The 20,985-nt window shown below is 42.9% G+C and carries 17 protein-coding genes and 1 pseudogene; 14 read left to right on the top strand and 4 right to left on the bottom strand.

Features of this window, described 5'->3' with window-relative positions; genetic code table 11:
* Positions 1-60 precede the first annotated feature (60 nt).
* Positions 61-1,278: an amidohydrolase family protein gene (locus tag IGI96_RS03710; protein WP_086337925.1), complete on the bottom strand. Its 1,218-nt coding sequence runs from the start codon at positions 1,276-1,278 to the stop codon at positions 61-63.
* A gap of 175 nt (positions 1,279-1,453) precedes the next feature.
* Here IGI96_RS03710 and IGI96_RS03705 point away from each other — a divergent pair, with 175 nt between their 5' ends.
* The 10 genes and pseudogenes from IGI96_RS03705 to IGI96_RS03660 all read left to right on the top strand — a co-directional run bounded on the left by IGI96_RS03705 (position 1,454) and on the right by IGI96_RS03660 (position 14,063).
* Positions 1,454-3,565, top strand: a complete 2,112-nt coding sequence (locus IGI96_RS03705) for a glycoside hydrolase family 65 protein (protein WP_086337926.1) — start codon at positions 1,454-1,456, stop codon at positions 3,563-3,565.
* 78 nt (positions 3,566-3,643) lie between these two features.
* Positions 3,644-4,978 carry a hypothetical protein gene (locus IGI96_RS03700; RefSeq protein ID WP_086337927.1) on the top strand — a complete coding sequence of 445 codons (1,335 nt, stop codon included), beginning with the start codon at positions 3,644-3,646 and terminating at the stop codon, positions 4,976-4,978.
* Positions 4,979-5,146: 168 nt separating this feature from the next.
* Positions 5,147-5,515, top strand: coding sequence for a type II toxin-antitoxin system RelE/ParE family toxin (locus IGI96_RS03695; RefSeq protein ID WP_060791427.1), 369 nt, complete (start codon positions 5,147-5,149; stop codon positions 5,513-5,515).
* A complete protein-coding gene (locus IGI96_RS03690; RefSeq protein ID WP_005228477.1) occupies positions 5,502-5,777 on the top strand; it encodes a helix-turn-helix domain-containing protein in 276 nt (91 codons plus the stop codon). Before IGI96_RS03695 ends, IGI96_RS03690 begins: the two co-directional genes overlap by 14 nt.
* Positions 5,778-6,029: 252 nt before the next feature.
* Entirely contained in the window at positions 6,030-7,385 is a 1,356-nt protein-coding gene (gene guaD, locus IGI96_RS03685; RefSeq protein ID WP_086337928.1) for a guanine deaminase, read from the top strand.
* A 49-nt stretch (positions 7,386-7,434) separates the two neighbouring features.
* Positions 7,435-8,718: a uracil-xanthine permease family protein gene (locus tag IGI96_RS03680; protein ID WP_086338707.1), complete on the top strand. Its 1,284-nt coding sequence runs from the start codon at positions 7,435-7,437 to the stop codon at positions 8,716-8,718.
* A 328-nt stretch (positions 8,719-9,046) separates the two neighbouring features.
* Complete coding sequence (locus IGI96_RS03675; RefSeq protein WP_005228480.1) at positions 9,047-9,661, top strand: LysM peptidoglycan-binding domain-containing protein; 615 nt, start codon at positions 9,047-9,049, stop codon at positions 9,659-9,661.
* 253 nt (positions 9,662-9,914) lie between these two features.
* A pseudogene (locus IGI96_RS03670) lies at positions 9,915-10,352 on the top strand (MmcQ/YjbR family DNA-binding protein).
* 229 nt (positions 10,353-10,581) lie between these two features.
* Positions 10,582-12,291 carry an ABC transporter ATP-binding protein gene (locus tag IGI96_RS03665; protein ID WP_060791424.1) on the top strand — a complete coding sequence of 570 codons (1,710 nt, stop codon included), beginning with the start codon at positions 10,582-10,584 and terminating at the stop codon, positions 12,289-12,291.
* A 2-nt stretch (positions 12,292-12,293) separates the two neighbouring features.
* The gene (locus IGI96_RS03660; protein ID WP_086337929.1) at positions 12,294-14,063 is read left to right on the top strand and encodes an ABC transporter ATP-binding protein; all 1,770 of its coding nucleotides are present in this window, start codon (positions 12,294-12,296) and stop codon (positions 14,061-14,063) included.
* Positions 14,064-14,269: 206 nt separating this feature from the next.
* Here the strand turns inward: IGI96_RS03660 and IGI96_RS03655 are convergent, their stop codons facing one another.
* Entirely contained in the window at positions 14,270-14,587 is a 318-nt protein-coding gene (locus tag IGI96_RS03655) for an RNHCP domain-containing protein (RefSeq protein ID WP_170927546.1), read from the bottom strand.
* 515 nt (positions 14,588-15,102) lie between these two features.
* Between IGI96_RS03655 and IGI96_RS03650 the strand changes: the two genes are divergently transcribed.
* Positions 15,103-15,420, top strand: a complete 318-nt coding sequence (locus IGI96_RS03650; protein WP_074933251.1) for a hypothetical protein — start codon at positions 15,103-15,105, stop codon at positions 15,418-15,420.
* 82 nt (positions 15,421-15,502) lie between these two features.
* Here the strand turns inward: IGI96_RS03650 and IGI96_RS03645 are convergent, their stop codons facing one another.
* Positions 15,503-16,294, bottom strand: coding sequence for an L-threonylcarbamoyladenylate synthase (locus tag IGI96_RS03645; RefSeq protein WP_034859003.1), 792 nt, complete (start codon positions 16,292-16,294; stop codon positions 15,503-15,505).
* Between the two features lie 322 nt (positions 16,295-16,616).
* On the opposite strand from IGI96_RS03645, the gene IGI96_RS03640 reads away from it, so the two are divergent.
* Both IGI96_RS03640 and IGI96_RS03635 read left to right on the top strand, forming a co-directional pair.
* A complete protein-coding gene (locus IGI96_RS03640) occupies positions 16,617-17,537 on the top strand; it encodes a cation transporter (RefSeq protein ID WP_015510258.1) in 921 nt (306 codons plus the stop codon).
* 58 nt (positions 17,538-17,595) lie between these two features.
* The gene (locus tag IGI96_RS03635) at positions 17,596-18,432 is read left to right on the top strand and encodes a YitT family protein (RefSeq protein WP_005234105.1); all 837 of its coding nucleotides are present in this window, start codon (positions 17,596-17,598) and stop codon (positions 18,430-18,432) included.
* A gap of 97 nt (positions 18,433-18,529) precedes the next feature.
* On the opposite strand, the gene IGI96_RS03630 is transcribed toward IGI96_RS03635, so the two are convergent.
* Positions 18,530-19,198: a GntR family transcriptional regulator gene (locus tag IGI96_RS03630; protein WP_015510256.1), complete on the bottom strand. Its 669-nt coding sequence runs from the start codon at positions 19,196-19,198 to the stop codon at positions 18,530-18,532.
* A 188-nt stretch (positions 19,199-19,386) separates the two neighbouring features.
* On the opposite strand from IGI96_RS03630, the gene IGI96_RS03625 reads away from it, so the two are divergent.
* On the top strand, positions 19,387-20,982 hold the full coding sequence (locus IGI96_RS03625) for a mannitol dehydrogenase family protein (protein ID WP_086337931.1): 1,596 nt from the start codon (positions 19,387-19,389) through the stop codon (positions 20,980-20,982).
* Positions 20,983-20,985: the final 3 nt, after the last annotated feature.

The following is a 20,985-nucleotide window of genomic DNA, read 5'->3' as shown; positions in this document are numbered from 1 at the left end:
AATAAGCCATTGTCTGCTGAGTTCAGACAATGGCTTTTCTTTTCGTTGTTATCAGATAGTTTATTCAGCTGAAAAGACAACCGTTCCTTGATAAAAACTTTTGCTGACGAAGCCTTTGCGGGCAACAAATTCTGCCGTACAAGCAGCTGGTGTCAGTAAGAAATCAGCCGAATCACCAACCTTAGGCCATTGCTGCGCACCGTTTTTATCCAATGGCACTTTGCCATCCGTGACTAAACCTAATGCTTGCGTCAAGTCTTCCTGACTTTTGACGGAAAAAATCTCTAAATAGCGCGCCAGTTTTTCTTGTAAAGAACCATCTCCTAGAGAAGACCAGGAATCATAGACGTTGTCGCAACCAATATGAATAGCAACGCCATAGCTTTGCAATTCTTTAAGCGGTGGAATCGTGCCAGGGCTGATGGGAATACTTGAAATGATATGGATCTCTAAATCTGCTAACGCTTGAAAGACTTCTTTGCGTTCTGCGCCTTCAAAGTCATTTAGACCAAAGGCGTGACTGATCGCCACTTTTCCTTGCATATTGAATTCCTTCGTCAAACGAATCATTTCTTTGACGGTCGCTCTGCCAGCTTCTTGCCGATCATGAAGATGGAGGTCAATCCCGACATGTCCTTTTTGAGCAAGTTCAAAAGTTGTCCGTAAGGAAGCCTGGTAATCTTGATCGAGTGTATAAGGATCAACACCGCCAATAAAAGATGCTTTGCCCGTTGCTAAGGCTTCTTCAATTAAGGAAGCAGCATCTGAGCGCAGCAAGCCATGTTGGGGAAATAAGACCAACTCCGAGCCAAAAGGCTGTTCGGCAACGAATTCAGTGATCGCATCAAAATAACGCAGCTGAGTCATTGGTTCAATATCGATATGTGAGCGGAACATCACCGCACCGTGAGGTAGTTCTAAATCAATCAGCGCTTGTCCGCGTTCTTTGATCGATAACGGCAAGGCATCTAATTGGGGAATCTCAGTTTCAAATCGTTCCACCAAGCTAGCTGCCGGCGTTACTGGACGCCAAGGAGTACCTAATTTACTTTTGTCCAAATGACAATGTTTTTCGATCAATCCTGGCAACAATAACTGATTTTCCCCATCAATGATCGTCGCTTCGCTTGATGCCTGCCATTCGGTCATCGGCACGATTTCCGCTATTTTTCCATCATTGATCCCGATTGCTGTATTTTCTGTTTTGGTTCCATAAGACCAATCGCCTTCTTTTAAATAACTCGTCTCAAGTTGTACATTTGTAAGCCATAAATCCAAGAAATCGCCTTCTTTCGTGTTTGCTTCATGGTATCATACATTCGCTGCTCGGCTCTAAAGAGATGCTTGTGGCAAAAGGACGAAGTGCTGAGCCTTGCAATCATTGGCTAGAAGTGTAGGATAGAAACTAAGTGAAGATAACGAGGAATAAACCAAAAGACTTGGAGGATAAAGGATGAAGAAAAACGACTTTCTATTGACAGCTGATGAGCTGTCCCATCAGAAAATGGAGTATCTAGAAACATTGTTCGCTTTAGGAAATGGGCAAATCGGCGTCCGTGCAGGGCATCCTTTGAAGGTCAATCAACTGTATCCAGGAAATCCTGGGGCGTTTGTCAACGGCTTTTTTGACAGCGAGCCGATTCAGTATGGCGAATGGGCTTATGGGTATGCAAAAGAACATCAAACGATTTGCAAACTGCCCAACTTGCGTGGAGTTATTTTGAAAATCGGCGAGGAGGATTCTTCGGTTGAGGAATGGCAAGTCGAACGAACCCAAATGAGTCTTAAATTAGCTGATGGGGTTCTAACGGAAAGTTACCAGATCACTACTCCGACTGGAAAGTCTTTTGAGTTGGGGTTAACTTCGTTTGCGTCAATGACGCGCAGTGAACTCTATGTTTGTCGCTATGAAGTGATAACAGCCGATTTTTCAGAACCGATCGAACTCTCCCACACATTAAATCAGCAATTCTCTGTCAATAAAACAGATGATCCTCGAGTTGCCAGTAAGAATCATCAATTGGAAAAAGAACAAATGGGCGCATACCAAGTATGGACAGCACCAAATAGTCAAAAGAAAATCGCTATTCAGCTACATCAAGAAAAGCAGCATTTGACTGTTGGAGAACCGTCAACTTCGATTTTTCAGGTCAAATTGTTGCAAAGGATTGGTGAGACACCATTTCAGCAGAGCGTCGACAAGTTTTCTGTCTTATTAAAAGAACAAGCGGATTACTATCAATCTTTCTGGCAAGCCAGCGATATTCAAATTGTGGGTGATGACTATTTGCAAAAAGGGATCCGTTTCAATTTGTTTCATTTGAACCAAGGTGCAGGGCGGGATGGGAAAACGAATTTCGCCGCAAAAGGGCTTACGGGTGAAGGATATGAAGGACATTATTTTTGGGATACAGAAATGTATCTACTGCCTTTCTTCATTTATACGAACCCCGAGATAGCCAAAAGCTTGCTTTCCTATCGTGCAAGTATTTTGCCGCAAGCCAAAAAACGAGCAAAAGAATTGAATCAAGCTGGGGCATTGTTTGCTTGGCGTACGATTGACGGTAATGAAACGAGTGCCTATTATCCAGCAGGTACAGCACAGCTGCATATCAATGCCGATATCGTTTATGGCTTTCAATTATATGAACGTATCACGGGTGATCAACCCTTTATTGAAGAAATTGGTCAAGAAGTCGTTTTTGAAACAGCGAAATTCTGGTTTCATTATGGCACGTTTGTTGTAAAAGAAGGACAAGAGCGGTTTTGTATTCATGGAGTGACAGGACCAGACGAATACAGCGCTTTGGTAAACAACAATTTTTATACAAACAAAATGGTACAAAATAACTTACGCTATGCGGTCGAATTGGCCAAACGATACCATGTCTATCAAGAATTGATTGCCGATTGGGAAAAAGCAGCTGACCTGATGTACTTCGGTTACGATGAAGAGCGGCAGCTAACGAAACAAGATGATTCCTTCTTAGATCAAGCGCTGTGGCCATTTGAGGAAACACCTGCTGAGAATTATCCGCTTCTGCTTCACTATCATCCAATGATCATTTATAAGTATCAAGTATGCAAGCAAGCAGATACGGTTTTAGCAGAGATGCTGTTTACCCATGAATTTTCAGCAGATCAATTAACAAGAGACTATGACTATTACGAGCAGGTGACGACCCATGACTCCTCGTTGTCTCGTTCAATCTTTAGTGTGATGGCTAGCCGAATCGGCGACACTGAAAAAGCGTATCGCTACTTCATGGATACCGCACTGATGGATCTCAATGATTTGCAAAAGAATGTTGTAGACGGTGTTCATGCTGCCAATATGGGCGGCAGCTGGTTGAGTTTGATTTATGGTTTTGCTGGTCTGACCTATGATCGCGGACTTCACTTGGCGAATCATTTGCCACAGAAAATCGAATCACTGACCTTTACGATCACTTATCAGCAAGAAGCAATCAGAGTGAAGCTTCAAGGGGGAGAAATCGAATGCCAGTTACAGCCGAATAGTAAATTAAAGGTGGTGGAGGATAGGAATGGCCTTTGGATTAAATAGAGGACTTGCTTATAATGACTATCTACTATCAAGAATAGAAAAAATAATAAGACTACAATCAATAGTAGAGGAATTTAGATGATATACAAAAAATCCCATACCGCACTTTTGATCATCAGCAATACGATCACGATCATCCCGTATCTTTATTTTTTATCTTTGAGCAAAGAGCAGTCGCTAAGTGCAGCATTAGCCTTTGCGCTCTTTTATACCTTTCGCATGACAGGGGTCTTTTTCTTACAGACGCTTACGGCGCTTTTCGCACCATCATTGTTAGCAGCCAGTGTCTTGATCGGCGGCGCCGGCGCATTGGTGGGTATTTTGAGCACTTGGTGGAGCGCTGCACTCTTGCCAGCTGCTAGTTTGTTGGGGATCAGTGCTTCTTGGCTGCCGCCAGCTGACCTGATGGTACGCCAAAAAGTCAAGCTCACTGAACAGCCGCTGAAAAATGATTGGAAGGAGGCGCTGTTCTTTCTTTTCGTTTTACTCTTTGCCTTACGGTTGCCTGATGACCTTCAAGGCATTGGCCTATTTGGCAGTTATTTTGCACTCTTTGTGCTGGCAGCTAAGAGTAGCCAAACCGTCAACAACCTCCCAAAAAGACCGTTGATGCAGCGCAACCAGTTATTCAACAAGCAGTTTTTGTTGTATTTCTTTTTCTTTCTCTTACTGTTTGGCTTGCGAGCAGCAAGGCTGATCAAGTCGAATGCCCTGTTTGAATGGGCGATCACTGGTTTCTTGTTTCTCTTTACTTTGATGCTGATCACTTTAACGAAACGCAGTAAGTCGTGGAGACAGCCGCTTCACTTGAACATTCTCACCTTTATTCGGGGAGTGATCGGTAACTTTCTTTTTCTTTTCGGCTCGGTGTATGTTACCGGTCGATTTGGAGCACAAGCGCTAAGCACTCACGTTTACTTACCATATGCACTGGGCCTTTTTGGTGCCATGTTTCTCGGAGGAAAACTTGCTCATCGTTTAGAAAAGCAGCTGGTACCAACATATTTACTTGGGCTGATGGCAGGTGTTCTTCTGTTCAGCAGCGACACACTGATTCCAATAAGTTTATTCGTCATTAGCTTCTTTAATGCGGGATTGAATCAATGGCTTACGAAACAGTATTTGGCGGCAAAACCGGAAGCAATTGAGCAGCAGAGTTTAGCCAAGTATGCCACACAAAACAAAGGGAGTCTGGTACATCAATTTCTTTTGATGACACTCCTGTTCGTCATTCTTCGTTTTGAACATCAGCCGCTGGCTTTCTTGTTTCAGCTATCAGGAACGACGGCAACGAATCAGACCTCAAGGATCCAAAGCTTTTTAGAGCCAGCAAAATGGGGATCGATTGCAGGAGTAATCTGTTTGCTAGTAGGCGGACTGGTGGTTTTTCGTAGGAATCGTAAAGAGAAATGATGGAGAAATGATTTGGAGTTGATTCGGTGTAATCGACAAAGAGAATGTTAAGTAGTTTTGTATCAACTAGAAAAAAGATGAAACCAATTATAGGGAATAAAGTCTAAGAAAGAATAATGAACGGTAACTTGAATCGACAAATGATAGCATATATGCTATCATTTGTGTATGGACAAACCTAAGTTTGAGTTTTATGAGCGACCAAATGGACACAATGAATTTATTGAGTTTTTTGAACAGTTACCTGAGAAAGACCAGAAAAAAATGTTAGCAGTCATTGCGAATGTGGAAGAACATGGAATACTGATCGCTCAAAAAATGAAATGGGTGAAAAAACTGGGAGATAACCTATTTGAGCTGAGATCAGGAATAGGAGGAAACATTCAAAGAGCTTTATATTTTCATTGGCTAGGTTCTAAATTCATTATTACCCATGGTTTCACCAAGAAAACGCAGAAGACGCCAATTCAAGAAATAGCAAAAGCGATAGAGATCCGAAAAGAATTTGAGGAGGAGATCAAAGATGCCAACAGTTAAATTCAATGATTTTTTAAAAGAAAAAATGAAAGACACTGAATTCAAAGCTGAATATGAAGCTGAAAAAGCGAAACTTGCTAGTGCTGTAGCATTGATGAAAGCGCGAGAAAGTGCAGGACTCACACAAAGAGAACTTGCAGAGCTCGCCGCTGTTCCTCAGTCAACCATTGCACGTATTGAGAGAGGGGATAATACAAGTTTCGAAACATTATCCAAACTTGCTTCCGCCCTCGGAAAAACCCTGACCGTTAGTCTAGTTTAGGTAACGCCTTAGTTATAGATAAACCAAGCGAATATTCTCAAAAAGCAGACACTGTCTTATTTCTAGACGGTGTCTTTTTTTGAAATCGCATAAAAACCGAACGTTCAGCGTTTTATCTTCCTTTATGATAGTGAATTTTATTGCACTATTTTCGAATAGCGTTAAAATAAGAACATCGTGTTAGTGAAAAAGGAACATTAAATGAACGGCTTTTTCCTGACAATGTCTTAGAGAACGGGGGAAATCAAACAAATGGCAACCATTCGCTATTTTAAAGGAGATGTTTTCCATACTCCAACTGATGGAAAACTAGAATATATAGAAGAAGCTTTGATTCAAGTCGATGACGCAGGGATTATCACGAAAGTTACTGCCAAAACAGATCAAGGGTATGAGGTAGAGCTGGCAAAAGCATCAGAGAATCTTCAGGCTTTATCCGAAGGCCAGTGCTTTTTACCAGGATTTGTCGATCTGCATGTCCACGCCCCACAATGGCCGCAAGCAGGGATCGCGTTAGATGAACCGTTAAATGTCTGGTTAGATGAATGCACGTTTCCGCTGGAGGCAAAATATGCCGATCCAGCATTTGCCAAAGCTGTCTATCAAGATTTGGTGGCACAGCTATTGGCAAGAGGAACGACAACGGTTCTTTATTTTGCAACGATCCATCTAGAAGCGAGCCTTCAATTGGCGAAGACTTGTGCCACTCTTGGTCAACGGGGATTAGTCGGAAAAGTCGTTATGGACGATCCCCAAGCCAATCCTGCTTTTTATCGAGACGCGTCAACAGAAGAGGCATTAGCGGATACAGAACGTTTTATTCAAGAAGTACAAGCAATCGCAAAGACCGCACCACAAGGCGTTTATCCTGTGGTCACTCCGCGATTTGTCCCCAGCTGTACCGATGAAGGCTTGGCAGGGTTAGGCGCATTGGCTGAAAAATATGATGTTCATGTTCAGACCCACTGCAGTGAAGGGCAATGGGAACATGACTTTGTTCAAGAACGATTTGGTAAAACGGATACCGAAGTGCTGCAAGATTTTGGCTTGTTGCGTGAAAAAGCAGTGATGGCTCATGGCAATTTCATCAGCCCAGCTGACGGCGCTCGTTTTGTCGAAACCGGCGCCGCAGTTGCGCACTGTCCCATCTCAAATGCCTACTTTGCCAATGGCGTGATCCCAATCAAGCGCTTGAAAGAACAAGGGGTCACGATTGGTTTAGGAACGGATATCTCCGGCGGTTTTTCACCGAGTTTGTATGACAACATCAAACAAGCTGTGATGTCTTCGAGAATGTTAGAAGATGGCGTGGATGTCACGCTTCCTCAAAACACACGAGGAGTAGCTGATTCTCGTATATCCGTGATCGATGCGTTCTCATTGGCGACAAAAGGCGGCGGTGAGGCACTGAGATTACCAGTAGGTGTCATCAAAGAAGGGTATGCGTTTGATGTGCAAGTGATCGATACGCGACAAAAAGAAAATCCTTTGCCTGACTTCGGTGTGTTTACTTCACCCGAAGCAAGATTACAAAAAATCCTGTACTTAGCAACGATGCAAAATATTCGCCAAGTCTGGGTCCAAGGAAAAAAAGTACACGAAAAATGAGGAGAATGAGACAGTGGAATCAACGAAAAACAAACATTTAACGATCGGAATGAACGAAGACATTCCCTTTGGTCAAGCAGTACTTTTAGGATTACAGCATGTGTTGGCAATGGACGTGTATGTGCCGCCATTTATTATCGCAACCGCGGTGGCGATGTCCTCTTCAGACGCATCAGGTTTGATCCAATCGACCTTTTTAGGAGCAGGGATCGCTTCTTTGATCCAAGTCCTCTTTTTCTTGAAATTACCCGTATGTCAAGGACCATCCTTTGTACCCGTTGGAGCGATCATCGGTATTTATTTTGGTGCCAACGGCATGGACACGGTGTTAGGTGCCAGCATTGTTGGTGCCGCGGCAGTCATTTTACTAGGTTTTACTGGCATCTATAAGTATATCGTTCGTCATTTTATTCCTACGATCGTCAGTGGAACGATCATCATGATCGTTGGTTTGACGCTGCTGCCAACGGCATTTACTAGCAATATCTATCCTGCCACTGAAACACTAAGTGCCAATCAAAACATGTTGCTAGCTGCGATTACTGCGGCGATTTTGATCTTGTTTTCCATGTTAGGCGATTATTTTCCAGGAATGGGAAAATACTTCCGAATCAGTTCGGTCATTATTGCTTTGGTTATCGGTACCGTGATTGCTTCCTTTATGGGAGGCGTTGATTTTCAGTCGGTGGCGGATGCTTCTTTCTTTAGTCTGCCAAAACTGGTATTTCTAAACTATGGCCTGCATTTTGATGTTTCAGCGATCTTAACGATGCTAGTGATCTATATGGTTCTCCTAGCAGAAACAACAGGAACTTGGTACGCGGTCAGTTCTGTGACAGAAGAACCTGTTACGGATGAACAGATCAATAAAGGCGTGATCGGTGAAGGGTTAGGCTGCTTGGTTGCCGCCTTAGTTGGAACGACCCCTGTAACTGGTTATTCTACCAATGCAGGGATCATTTCGATCACAGGGGTTGCTAGTAAAAAAGTCTTTGTGATGGCGTCCATTTGGTTTATCCTATTGTCCTTCATGGGAAAACTTTCAGCCTTGATTCACGCAGTACCTTCTGCTGTCATCGGCGGCGTGTTCGCGGTCGTCTGCGTCATTATTTTGTTGAGCGGCTTTCGGGTCATTAAGAATGAAGAGTTTTCCGAGCGGGAGTTGTATATTATCGGGGTACCGTTGATTATTGCCATCGGCTTGTTGTTTATGCCAGCAGAAATCAAAGAATCTGCGCCTCAATTCTTACAATATTTATTAGATTCACCGATTGCTTTAAGCGCTATTGCGGCGATCGTCATGAATAAATTGATCCCAGTGAAGAAAAAATAGAAAGTAAATGAGGAATGAGACCTTGTCTCGTTCCTTCTTTTGTTACAATCCTGTGTAAAAAGAGGGTTTTTTGTAATATAGGAAAGGTTTTCTAAGGTTAACTGGTTTACCTGAAAACAAAATAACTGTAATGTTAAAAATTACAACAGAGTAAAGCTTGATATGATAGGATTCTCAAATTCTTACGAAACGTAAGGCAACTGTCGTTTTCGTAATCATCTGTAATGAATTCTTTACCTATGAAATATTCTTCGATGTTAGACTTGTTTATGCGCTTGAGTCATCTCAAATGACGCAAAATGAGTTTCAAAGAAGGAGATTTAATTATATGAAGTCTTTAAAAACTGTTTTACTTAGTACAGCTGTCCTTGCCGGTTTCGGCCTTTTCTTAGGTGGGAAAGACGCCTTTGCAGACGAACAATACACTGTTCAATCTGGTGATACTTTATCAACAATCGCTACTAACTTTTATGGTTATAGCTCTGATGATACGATCAATGCGATCGTTGAAGCAAACGAGATTGCTGATAAAAACTTGATTTTTGTTGGGGAAGCATTGATCATCCCTACAGATGGCACTGCAACTTATACAGAATCTGCAAGCACGACTGCTGCAGCAAGTGTACAACAACCAAGTGAACCAGCAGCTTCACAATCAAGCAACACACAATCTGCTGCAAGCACACAAAGCAGCTCAAGCTACAGCTCTTCAGCTAGCGGCTCAGAAGCTTCAGCAAAAGAATGGATCGCCAACAAAGAATCTGGTGGTTCTTACACAGCGACAAACGGACAATACTATGGCCGTTACCAATTAACCAACTCTTACTTAAATGGTGACTATTCAGCTGCTAACCAAGAAAAGGTTGCCGATGAATATGTTGCATCACGTTATGGTTCTTGGTCTGCTGCCAAAGCATTCTGGGAAGCAAATGGTTGGTACTAAGATTCTCAAATGAATCTTGTCCGTGACATCTAGTAATCAATTGCCCTTATTGGCGAGTACAACTTACTCGCTGATGAGGGCTTTTTTGTGTCTTCTGAGAAAGGTGAATGAATGTAACGCCGCTTACAGCTGCATGTAACGTCATTATCAGTCGACATGCCACTGATAAAAAATCCCTTTTTCCACGACAACCATATATAATAGTAGGAAATAGAGCAGAAAGCGATTCAATCTGTCAAAACTGAGACAGAAAATGGCGATTTTGATAGCAGAAAGTGGGGGAAACACAATGAGTACATCGATTGAAGAAAAAATTGCAAAAAAAATGCAGCGATTTCAAGCATTTGGGGAAGGCTTGCCGGGAGCCAAAGTCTATTATCGCGAAGATTGAGATGCAATCTACTTTGATTTAGTAGGAAAGCAGTTTGGAATCATGAGTCCACAACCAGAAGAAACAGCGTTTTTGACTTTGAAAAATCTGCCCGAGGTCAACGAAACGCTGCGAGAGCAATTTCCTGACGTGATCATTCCAGGGTATTATGCCAATAAGACCCATTGGAATACCATCAAGTTGGCATCTGATGCCTTGATGGAAGAAAACATCGAACAAATGATTTTGGTTTCCTACGATTTAGTCAAACAAAAACTGACAAAAAAACAAAAAAGTGAGCTGGAAAACAGCGAATCGTAAGTCAAAGATTTAGCGACAAAAAATAATCAAACCAGTATCGAGGAGCATCATAATCCCTTTACTATTCGTTATTTTCGACAACATTTATGCAATATTTTCAAAGAGCTTTCATGAAAGCTCTTTTTGTTTTATTTGTTCGCTTGTTTCCCGTCGTGATCCATGGTAAATTGTTGTGCAACCGAAATTTTTTGGCAGTCTTTTCTGCTAAACACAAAGGAGTGGTACGTATATGGATCTGGTCTTACGCCATGTCAAAAAGTACAAAGCGGCAACCGGCATTGCCTTATTATCGGTCATTTTAATGGTCGTTGCTGCATTATGGCAGCCGAAGCTCTTGCAGCAAGTGCTAGAATCAATTATTACCGAAAACAATGATGAAATGAAAAAAATTGGTGTGCAGCTGATTGGGCTAGCATTGCTAGGCCTTGTTGCAGGGATTATCAACACGATTTTTTCTGCGAAAGTGGCGCAAGGCGTTAGTGCCGATATTCGGGAAGAGATGTTTCGGAAAATCCAGACATTCTCATTTGGTAATATCGAAACCTTCTCGGCAGGAAACCTAGTGGTGCGCTTGACCAATGACATCACGCAAATTCAAAACTTAGTGATGATCTCGTTGCAATCGTTGTTTCGCATCCCGTTCTTATTTATCGGTGCCTTCATTTTGGCGATGACAACCATGCCGCAACTTTGGTGGATCATCGTCTTACTAATTATCGCTGTCCTAGTGATTACGGCACTCTCCTTTACACGGATGGGCAAACACTTTATGATCATCCAGAACTTGATCGACAAAATCAATGGGATTGCCAAAGAAAATTTGATGGGGATTCGTGTGGTGAAATCTTTTGTTCAAGAAGAAAACCAGCTACAAGGCTTTTCCAAAGTCAGTGAAACGTTAACGAAGCATAATATTATCGTAGGAACCTTGTTCTCTGTAATGATCCCCTCCTTTATGCTGGCAGCCAACTTAGCCGTCGTCGGCGCGATCTTCTTTGTCAGTGATCTAGCGAAAGATGATCCAACCTTGATTGGGGGAATTGCCTCATTCATGAATTATTTGATGCAAATTATGATGGCGATCATTATCGGCGGCATGATGATGATGATGACATCGCGGGCTGCAGTTTCGCTAAAACGGATCAAAGAGATTCTAGATACCGAACCGGATCTGCAATACCAAGATGTCCCAGAACAAGAGTTGTCTGGAAGTGTCGCTTTTGAAAACGTCAGTTTCCGTTACCCTGGGGATGAAAAAAATGCCCTAACGGCTATCAGTTTTACCATCAAACCTGGCGAAATGATTGGGATCGTAGGGGCGACTGGTGCCGGCAAATCAACACTGGCGCAGCTGATTCCCCGTTTGTTTGACCCAACGGAAGGTGTCGTGCGAGTTGGCGGCGTTGACTTGAAAGAAGTCAATGAACAAAGCTTGCGTAAAACGGTCGCTTTTGTCTTGCAAAAAGCGATCCTCTTTTCAGGAACGATTGCCCAAAACTTGCGGCAAGGGAAAAAAGACGCCTCAGAATCTGAGATGTCTCGCGCAACGGAAATCGCCCAAGCCAGTGAATTTATTCAAAAATTGACCGCTGGGTTTGAAGCGCCGGTCTCCGAGCGCAGCAGCAATTTTTCTGGAGGGCAAAAGCAACGCTTATCGATTTCTCGAGGAGTGATCGGTGAACCGAAAATTTTGATTTTGGATGATAGTACGAGTGCATTAGATGCTCGTTCGGAAAAATTGGTTCGCGAAGCGTTTGAAAAACAATTAAAAGACACGACAACGATCATCATCGCGCAAAAGATTGCCTCTGTTGTGAAAGCCGACCGCATCTTCGTTTTAGATAATGGACGTCTGGTTGGTGAAGGAAGCCATGAATTTTTAGCCAATAACAATGCCATCTATCAAGAAATCTTCGCAACACAGAAAGGAGAGGAGTAACCATGACAGATTTGTTCAAAGCGAGTAAATTTTTCTACCATTACTTAAAACAATACAAGTGGTCGTTTCTATTCATTTTTGTGACGGTGATTCTGGCAACGTATCTGCAAGTGCAAGCGCCAGTCTTTGTCGGAGAAGCGTTCCAAGAGTTGGCGAATTATGTTGGTGGTTTGATGCAAGGGGTCGATGATAAATCAGCTTTTCTATCGATCATTTGGAAACTGTTGATTTTTTATGTCTTAGCCAGTGCAGCCAATTTTGTTTATAGTATCTTGTTCACGCAAGTGGTAGGGAAATCAACCAACAGAATGCGGATCGGTTTGTTTAATAAACTGGAAAAATTGACGATCAAATTCTTTGATTCTCATCAAGACGGTGATATTTTGAGCCGTTTTACCAGTGACTTGGATAACATCCAAAACAGTCTGAACCAAGCATTGTTGCAAGTGCTGACCAATGTAGTCTTAATGGTGGGGATCTTGATCATGATGTTCCGTCAAAACGTTGAATTGGCATGGGCAACGATTGCTTCTACCCCGATTGCGGTCTTAATCGCGGTGATCGTGATCCAAAAAGCCCGCAAATATGTCGATCTGCAGCAAGATGAAGTCGGAAAATTAAACGGCTATATTGATGAAAAAATCAGTGGTCAACGAATCATCATCACCAATGGACTGCAAGAAGAAACCATCGACGGTTTTCTGGTCCACAACCAACAAGTCCGCGAAGCTACCTACAAAGGGCAAGTCTACTCGGGGCTGCTTTTCCCATTGATGCAAGGGATGTCCTTGTTGAACACGGCAATCGTGATTTTCTTTGGTGGCTGGTTAGCATTGAACGGTGACTTAGAACGTTCCGTTGCTTTAGGATTAGTTGTGACCTTTGTCCAGTATTCGCAGCAGTATTACCAACCATTGATGCAGATCTCTTCTGGTTACAGCATGATTCAATTGGCGATCACCGGTGCGCGCAGAATCAATGAAATGTTTGATGAACCCAATGAGGTCAAACCAAAAGACGGGATCAAAGTGAAGGGCATCAAAGAGGCGGTTGCTTTGAATCATGTGGACTTTGGGTATGACAGTCAAAAATTGGTCCTAAAAGATGTGTCGATCACAGTCAACAAAGGCGAAATGGTCGCATTAGTCGGACCGACGGGTTCAGGAAAAACGACCATCATGAACCTGTTGAATCGCTTCTATGATGTGAATGGTGGTTCTGTGACCTTTGACGGCATCGACATCCGGGAGCTAGACTTGGATCTGCTGCGTTCTCAAGTGGGAATCGTTTTGCAAGAATCCGTGTTGTTCTCAGGGACGATTCGCGAAAACATTGCTTTTGGGAAACCAGAAGCGACTGAAGCCGAAGTCATTGCAGCAGCGAAACAAGCCAATATCCATGAGTTTGTTATGACGTTGGAAAAAGGCTATGACACGGAGATCACCGAAGAGAATAATCTTTTCAGTACTGGTCAAAAACAATTGATGAGTATTGCCCGAACGATTTTGACCAATCCAGAATTGTTGATTTTGGATGAAGCCACCAGTAACGTTGATACCGTGACCGAAGCGAAAATTCAACGAGCAATGGATGAAGCGATCAAAGGTCGAACCAGTTTTGTGATCGCCCATCGCTTGAAGACGATTTTGAATGCCGACCGCATCGTTGTCTTGAAGGATGGCAAAGTCATTGAAGAAGGCAATCACCATCAATTGGTGGCGGCTGACGGCTTTTATGCAGAACTGTATCACAATCAATTCGTTTTTGAATAAGCGCAAACCAACGTAAAATCATCAAGAAGACACTAGCAGGACAGCCCGCAATTTCGTCAACCAATCGACGAAACAGCGGGCTGTTTTTTTAGGTTAAAGCAAGCGCTTCTTATGACGACAATGTTTATGAGCAGTTAGTGGTATAAGGGGTCCGTTGTTCTGATAACCAAAAAAGACCAGCCTTAAGCATGGTCTTCTTTGGTTTTTTAGTGATACGCAGCGGTTTGAGTCAACCACTCAATAAAATGGTCTGGCTGTTGCGTATCCTGTGCCACGATATTCCACTGCTGGTTTTTGCAGCGGGTGCATTCATGCAGCAGCTGATAGCCTTTTTTGGAATGTTGGCGATAGTCAATCGGTCGCATCAAGCCATGGCAAGTATTTTGACGATCACCCGGGCGAATATCCACGTGTAACGAGTAGAGACACTGGGGACAATGGTTGCGGTAAGAACCATTGGTCAAGGGTGCCACAGGCGTACTGCAGTTTTTACAAACAAAGGTCGTATTTTCATCTTTTCTCATTTTGCTTTCCTCCAAAAGAATGATTTCTTTTGAGAGAAAAGGGTTCCGTTCGTTCTTCATCAGGCTTCTTTGGCTAGGGACACATTCACCGTCCGTAACGATTACTTCTGCTTCCAGCTTCATGCGATTTCGCAATCCGTACCACGCTTAGTTTTTTCGTTTTGTGCTAAGCACTGTGTTGCGGCAGCCCACAACCCAGCAGTAAGTGTAGTCCAAAGTCACTGTCATTGGCGTCGTCCCCTAGAAAGCAATTGAGGAATGCTTTTTCATCGAGTACCTCCTATGTGTTTATGAGGGTATTATAGCAGAAATAAAGTTGGAATTCTAAGACAGATAAAACCAGATCGTAATTCATCCCTCTTTTTTATCGTTAAAAACAATAACATGTAGATAATAATGCTATTTTGTGACAAAATATTTATATGTAGGTTTCTCTCGATTTTATTTTGGTTACTGAAGAAGAGACACGGAATCACAAAATGGAGAAAAGATCACCTAACGAAAGGAGAACAAAAATGTTTGGTACGAACAAGAAATCCGAAAATTCGAATGGCACACAAGGCAAGAAACGAAAAAAGCGTTTGACTGTAGAAAATCTGATCAACCAATATCTTGAAGAAAAAGAGATCCATGAATTGAGTGATGGTCTGTCTGTCCAGATCTTTAATGACTTATCTGCACACCGAATACATTTCATGGAGATCCCCAACCTTAGTTACAAAGACCTCGGAGCAGCTATCCAAATCGATCAAAACTGGATTAAAATCAAGCAACAAGATACGATCATCAAACAACAGGCAGAGATCATTCAGCTTTTGAAAGAAACACGATAGAAAAACCGAAGAACGAGCTAGCGGTTCTCCTTGAAAAGGAGACAGCTAGCTGGTTCTTCGGTTCTTTGTTGACGATGAAAGATCAATAGTACTCCCCGTGGCGATAGTCCCATGAGTTGAAGTGATCAGAAAGGTACATTTGGATTTTTTCAACATCGAGTCCTTTACGGATCAAGACAGGTGCGGGAGTGATGGAACGTTGGTCTCCTTGCTCAGGGATCAAGTTGCCGTCTTTATCAACGAAAGAAACCATGACTCCTTGCTCATAGCGGGTTTCCAGCGTTTTGTCTGGTTGGATCGATGCAACATAGTCGTTGCCTTCAATGATTAGATCGGCTTCTTGCGCGATTTGTTCGCCGATCCCTTCAACAAGTCCGCGGTTTCCTTTGCCTGAAGGGTTCGCTGAGCTGGCGAAAAGCAATTTCTTTTTCTGATCCCAAAGTTCTTTTGAAATCTGCTCACCAGGGACACCGAATTTGATCACAAAACAGCTGGTTCCCCGAACGTCCGTCATCAATTCTTCTGAACCATCGTTGGGGATATAGGCTTTTCCTGATTCTTTCCAAGGCAAAATCGCACCGAATAACACGTCATTGTTCCAGCAAGTTTCGTAAACGGCGGCGGTTTCCGCATTTAATTCGGCTAATTCATGTAGCTGTTCCAATGAGCTGCAAAGAACGACGCCTGGTTTGTTACGCTTGCGATTCTTTGCTGAAAACTTGCGTTCCAGCCCCTTTTTATCAGAGACGGCAATGATATAGCCGACTTTGGTTGGGCAAACGATCACTTTGCCTTCTTCATTCAAATAGTTGATCGCACGTTGATTTGGTTCTCCTGTCCATGGGACTTGTTTTGTTTCTTTCACTCTCTTCATCCTCCCTGTCTTCCAATGAATCGCCGTCATGAAAAATATAACGGAATATTCTGAAAATTCTGATTGAATATGGTTACCCTTGATGATAAGGGAATCAATCTGTGTAGTCAAGGGGATTTACACCAGAATGTAAAAAGAGAGGAAGAGGAAAACCGTATATACGTCATTAGAGAATAGAGTGAATGATTGACAGCAACACTATTTTTTTCCGCTTTGTATGAAAAAATTGACTGTTTTTCATGTTATTTATATGGGAAGATAGGCTTATAGATAGAAGAACGCAATCAAAAGAATAGTTTTTTTGTGAAAGATGAGGAGTATCATGAGTGAAAAGAAAAAAATACGCAAGCTTTTGTTGGCATCGATTGTCGCTGGGAGTATCTATGGTGGCGGGGCCTTGCTTTTTGGGTTGCTGGTCAGTTATAACGTCCTCTTGTTAGATGGGGTCTATACATTGATTGGTGCAGTGATGTCACTGATTGCTTTGTACGTGGCAAAATATATCCAAGCCCAAGATTTTGAACGTTTCCCATTCGGTAAAGAGGCATTGATGCCATTAGTGGTATTTATTCAATATAGTATCATCCTGCTGATCTCAATTTATGGGATCATTGAGTCTGCTTTTAGTTTATTACACGTCAGTGATGGCATGATTGATCCAATCGGTTTGTATTTCTCGCTGGTTGGTACGATCTACTGTTTCTCTTTTTACTTGTACTTAAAAAAGAAACCACTGACCCATCCCTTTTATTGGGTGGAACTAGAACAATGGCGTTTCGGCTTTTTCTTTAGTCTGGGTGTCGTCGGTTCATTTCTTGTGTCCTGGCTGATCCAAGCCAGTCCCTATGGGAATTTTGCGATGTATGTCGACCCAATCATCTCCATCGGGATCACCTTGTTCTTTATCCAGCTTTCGATAAAAGAGTTGAAAGCAGCGATTTTAGAATTGACTTCTTCTACTCCAAAAGAAGAACTGCGGGAGACCATCATGACGATCGTTGAAAAAGAATTGCGCGCAGAAGAAGTGGTGGACTTTGTGTTACGTACCGCCAAAGTCGGTAATCAAGTCATTGTGGAATTAGATGTAGTGATTTTACCTGCAACTCCTCTCGATACAGTAGGTCAGCAAGATCCCTTGCGAGAACGATTGAATCAGGCAATCAGCCAACAGATTTCCGGTTATTCCCTCTGGCTAAACATAAATTTTGTCGGTGACATCAAATGGGCGTATAGTGAGGAGTAAGAATGGCTGCAAAGCAGCTTGAATAAACCGTGAAAATGACAGAGAAAAGAGGAAACAAATGACAATTCTGAAAACCTATGGAAAAATCACCGCAGCGCTTTTCTTGTTAGCGGCAAGCATCAATTTATTTTTGGGCCCGCATCATGTGGCAGCTGGCGGTGTCAGCGGAATCGGTATTTTATTAGAGTCAGCACTCGGTTGGGATCGAGCGGCTGTGATCATGGTCTTGAATATTCTCATGCTTATTCTTGCCTATGCCTTTTTAGGGAAGGGGCCTTTTTTGAAAGTCCTCTATGGTAGTTTTGCTTTTCCAGTAGCAATTGCTTTAGTTCCGGAATATATGGTGGCTGAAGACCGGTTGCTTTCCGTGATTTTTGGCAGTGCGATTTTTGCTTTAGGAGTAGCGATTTTGTACAAAAATCAGTCTTCCAGCGGCGGCACAACGATTCCACCGCTGATTTTCAAGAAATACTTTAATTTGAATCCAGCGATTGGCTTGCTGGCGACCGATGCGATCGTTGTTTCCATGAACTTGTTCGTTTTCGGGTTTGAAGAGTTCTTGTTTGCGATCTTATCGATCGTGATCACCTCTGGTGTGATGACCTACATTGAAACCGGCTTTAACCGAAAGAAATCTATCATGATCTTAAGTGAGAACCACGTGAATGAGATTCGAGAAGCGGTCTTTGATAAAACAGCTCGGGGTGCGACCCTGTTGGCTGCCCAAGGCGGTTACCAGCAAGCCGACAAGCAAGTGCTGCTGATCGTTGCCAGCGACCAAGAGTTTATGCAGATCAGACAAATCATTGAGACGATTGACCCAAAAGCGTTTGTGATCGTCAATAATGTCTCAGAAGTACTGGGGCAAGGTTTTAGTTATCACCCGATTGAATGATCGTATTCTCGCTTGTTCAGCATATGAAACCACCCTCGTCAAGTAGGCTATCTACTCGACGAGGGTGGTTTTTAAGGTCCATGATTTTCAAATAGCTTTACTCCGTAAAGTAATCGGGAAAGGCTTTTTCCACAAAAACCAAATCGTTATCAATGACATCAATGTGTTGTCCGACCAAGGGAGCAATTTTGGCTTGGTCTTTTTCTTTTAAGGTTGCTAAGATTTCTTCATGATCTCGCAAAATAATTTCCCAAGACAATTCCTCCACCTCTAAACGTAAGAAGCGGAAGCGATTTAATGGCAGATTGATCGTTTGTAGCCAATTCCAGACATTCTCTTTGTCGGCGATTTTATAAATCAACTGATGGAAGGCCTCGTCGAGTTGGAAAAACTCGATTTCATCTTTCAATTGGGCATAGGTCCGCTGCAAAATAACGAGTTTTTCTAGTTCTTTCAGCTGTTCTTCTGTAACGGCTTGGCAGGCCGCTACGAATACTTCTTTTTCAAGCGTCTCTCTGACAAAGCGAGCTTCTTCAATTTGTTTGATGCTGATTTTAGAAATATAGGTGCCGCTTTGGGGAACGACATGGATCAATGCTTCACGGCGCAGACGAATAATTGCTTCACGGATCGGCGTCCTACCGATGGTTAGCCGTTGCTCCAATTCCTTTTCAGATATTTTTTGACCGGGAATCAGCTTGGCGGTTAAGATCAACTCTTTGATTGATTCATAAGCTTGTGATTGAAAATTTGTAGGGTTCAACATAAACGCTTCTTTCTGTATCAGGCATTCAATTCCCTTCGAAAGAAAAACTCTGAAGGAAAGTGCCTAGGGATAGTTTTGAGTAATAAAACTAGTATATAAGTTGAATAACCTTTTGTAAAGGCTTGCAATTCAGTATGGAATGAACTAGAATACTAATATATCAGTTTCATGGAAAAGGAGGAAATAGGATGTTTGATTTTGCTGCCTTGAAGCAGGCAGGAGTTACGATGCCGGTCGTTCCCAAAGAAGTGAGGGATCAATCAGATACTCAGTTTCAATGGCTACACTTTGGTGGGGGAAATTTGTATCGGGCATTTCACGCAGAAGTAGCCCAAACGTTGATCGATCAACAAGCGTTGTCAAAAGGAATCGTAGTGTGTGAAACCTTTGATGAACAAGTGATCGATCAAGTGTACGCGCCTTACGAGAATGACATTTTAGAAGTGATCATGCACGAAGGGGGACGGTTGGAGAAAAAATTGCTCCAGTCAACGGCGGCTAGTTATTATTGCCATCCTTCCCGCACTGCGAGTTATGAGCATATACGCAAAGTATTTCGTGAGCCGTCACTACAATTGGTTACCGTAACAATCACAGAAAAAGGCTATGGCTTAAAAGACAGTCAGGGGAATTTTTTGCCTGTCGTCCAAGCGGATCTCGCTGCGGGTCCTCATCAGGTCAACCATACAATGAGCATTTTGGCTAGCTTTTTATGGGATCGTTTTCAATCAGGGGCTCTTCCGATCGCTATGGTCTCCACCGATAATTTTTCGCAAAATGGGCTCCGTTTCCAAACGGCGATGGTCACCATCGCAAAAGAGTGGCAAAAGCTGGGGCATGTTTCAGAAGCGTTTGTCCGATACTTAGAAAACAACGCGCAAGTGACGTTTCCGTGGTCAATGATCGATCGGATTACGCCAAATCCTTCAACAGCAGTTGCAGAAGAATTAGCAGCAGCTGGCATTCAGCAGTTGCCAGTCATTCGGACCGATAAAGGAACGACGATCGCTCCGTTTGCTAACACAGAAGCGACTCATTATTTAGTGATTGAAGATGATTTCCCGAACGGTCGCCCGAATTTAGACAAAGCGGGGGTGATCTTGACGAGTCGAGAGATCGTAGACAAAACCGATAGTATGAAAGTCACAACTTGTTTGAATCCACTGCATACGGCAATGAGTTTGTTTGGCTGTTTACTCGGCTATACATCCATTGCTGCGGAAATGACCGATCCAGATATTGTCGCTTTGATCAAAGGAATCGGCTATCGTGAAGGCTTACCGGTAGTGGAAGATCCTGAGATCATTCAGCCAAAGAAATTTATCGATGAGGTGGTCGGTCTTCGTTTACCGAATCCGCTGATTCCTGACACCCCACAGCGGATCGCCGCAGACACCTCACAGAAAATCGCCATCCGTTTTGGCGAAACCATCAAAAAGTATGTGGAGAAAGAAGGCTCGGCTTCTGAGCTGACTTTCATTCCCTTAGCGATTGCTGGCTGGTTGCGTTATCTCTTAGCGATCGATGATGAAGGCCATCCATTTGTCCCAAGTCCTGATCCCCTCTTAGCAGAATTGCAAGAGATTTTACGGGAGTGTCAGTTAGGGACAGCCGCCGATGTTCAAGGGATCATTCGCCCAATCTTAGCAAATCCGCAGATTTTCGGGTTGGATCTCTATCAAGCAGGAATCGCTGAAAACGTGGGTCACTTGTTCGCTAAGATGCTAACAGGAACCGGCGCAGTCCGTAAAACATTACATGAAACAGTAGAAGGGATCGAATAAAAA

Source organism: Enterococcus sp. DIV0421 (genome assembly GCF_051713745.1).
Classification (GTDB): domain Bacteria; phylum Bacillota; class Bacilli; order Lactobacillales; family Enterococcaceae; genus Enterococcus_D; species Enterococcus_D casseliflavus.
This window is presented reverse-complemented; position numbering and strand designations above follow the sequence as displayed.

Coding starts and splice junctions, on each gene's coding strand:
- IGI96_RS03705 (WP_086337926.1), top strand. CDS start 1,454: ATGAAGAAAAACGACTTTCTATTGACAGCTGATGAGCTGTCCCATCAG.
- IGI96_RS03700 (WP_086337927.1), top strand. CDS start 3,644: ATGATATACAAAAAATCCCATACCGCACTTTTGATCATCAGCAATACG.
- IGI96_RS03695 (WP_060791427.1), top strand. CDS start 5,147: ATGGACAAACCTAAGTTTGAGTTTTATGAGCGACCAAATGGACACAAT.
- IGI96_RS03690 (WP_005228477.1), top strand. CDS start 5,502: ATGCCAACAGTTAAATTCAATGATTTTTTAAAAGAAAAAATGAAAGAC.
- guaD (WP_086337928.1), top strand. CDS start 6,030: ATGGCAACCATTCGCTATTTTAAAGGAGATGTTTTCCATACTCCAACT.
- IGI96_RS03680 (WP_086338707.1), top strand. CDS start 7,435: ATGAACGAAGACATTCCCTTTGGTCAAGCAGTACTTTTAGGATTACAG.
- IGI96_RS03675 (WP_005228480.1), top strand. CDS start 9,047: ATGAAGTCTTTAAAAACTGTTTTACTTAGTACAGCTGTCCTTGCCGGT.
- IGI96_RS03665 (WP_060791424.1), top strand. CDS start 10,582: ATGGATCTGGTCTTACGCCATGTCAAAAAGTACAAAGCGGCAACCGGC.
- IGI96_RS03660 (WP_086337929.1), top strand. CDS start 12,294: ATGACAGATTTGTTCAAAGCGAGTAAATTTTTCTACCATTACTTAAAA.
- IGI96_RS03655 (WP_170927546.1), bottom strand. CDS start 14,587: ATGAGAAAAGATGAAAATACGACCTTTGTTTGTAAAAACTGCAGTACG.
- IGI96_RS03650 (WP_074933251.1), top strand. CDS start 15,103: ATGTTTGGTACGAACAAGAAATCCGAAAATTCGAATGGCACACAAGGC.
- IGI96_RS03645 (WP_034859003.1), bottom strand. CDS start 16,294: ATGAAGAGAGTGAAAGAAACAAAACAAGTCCCATGGACAGGAGAACCA.
- IGI96_RS03640 (WP_015510258.1), top strand. CDS start 16,617: ATGAGTGAAAAGAAAAAAATACGCAAGCTTTTGTTGGCATCGATTGTC.
- IGI96_RS03635 (WP_005234105.1), top strand. CDS start 17,596: ATGACAATTCTGAAAACCTATGGAAAAATCACCGCAGCGCTTTTCTTG.
- IGI96_RS03630 (WP_015510256.1), bottom strand. CDS start 19,198: ATGTTGAACCCTACAAATTTTCAATCACAAGCTTATGAATCAATCAAA.
- IGI96_RS03625 (WP_086337931.1), top strand. CDS start 19,387: ATGTTTGATTTTGCTGCCTTGAAGCAGGCAGGAGTTACGATGCCGGTC.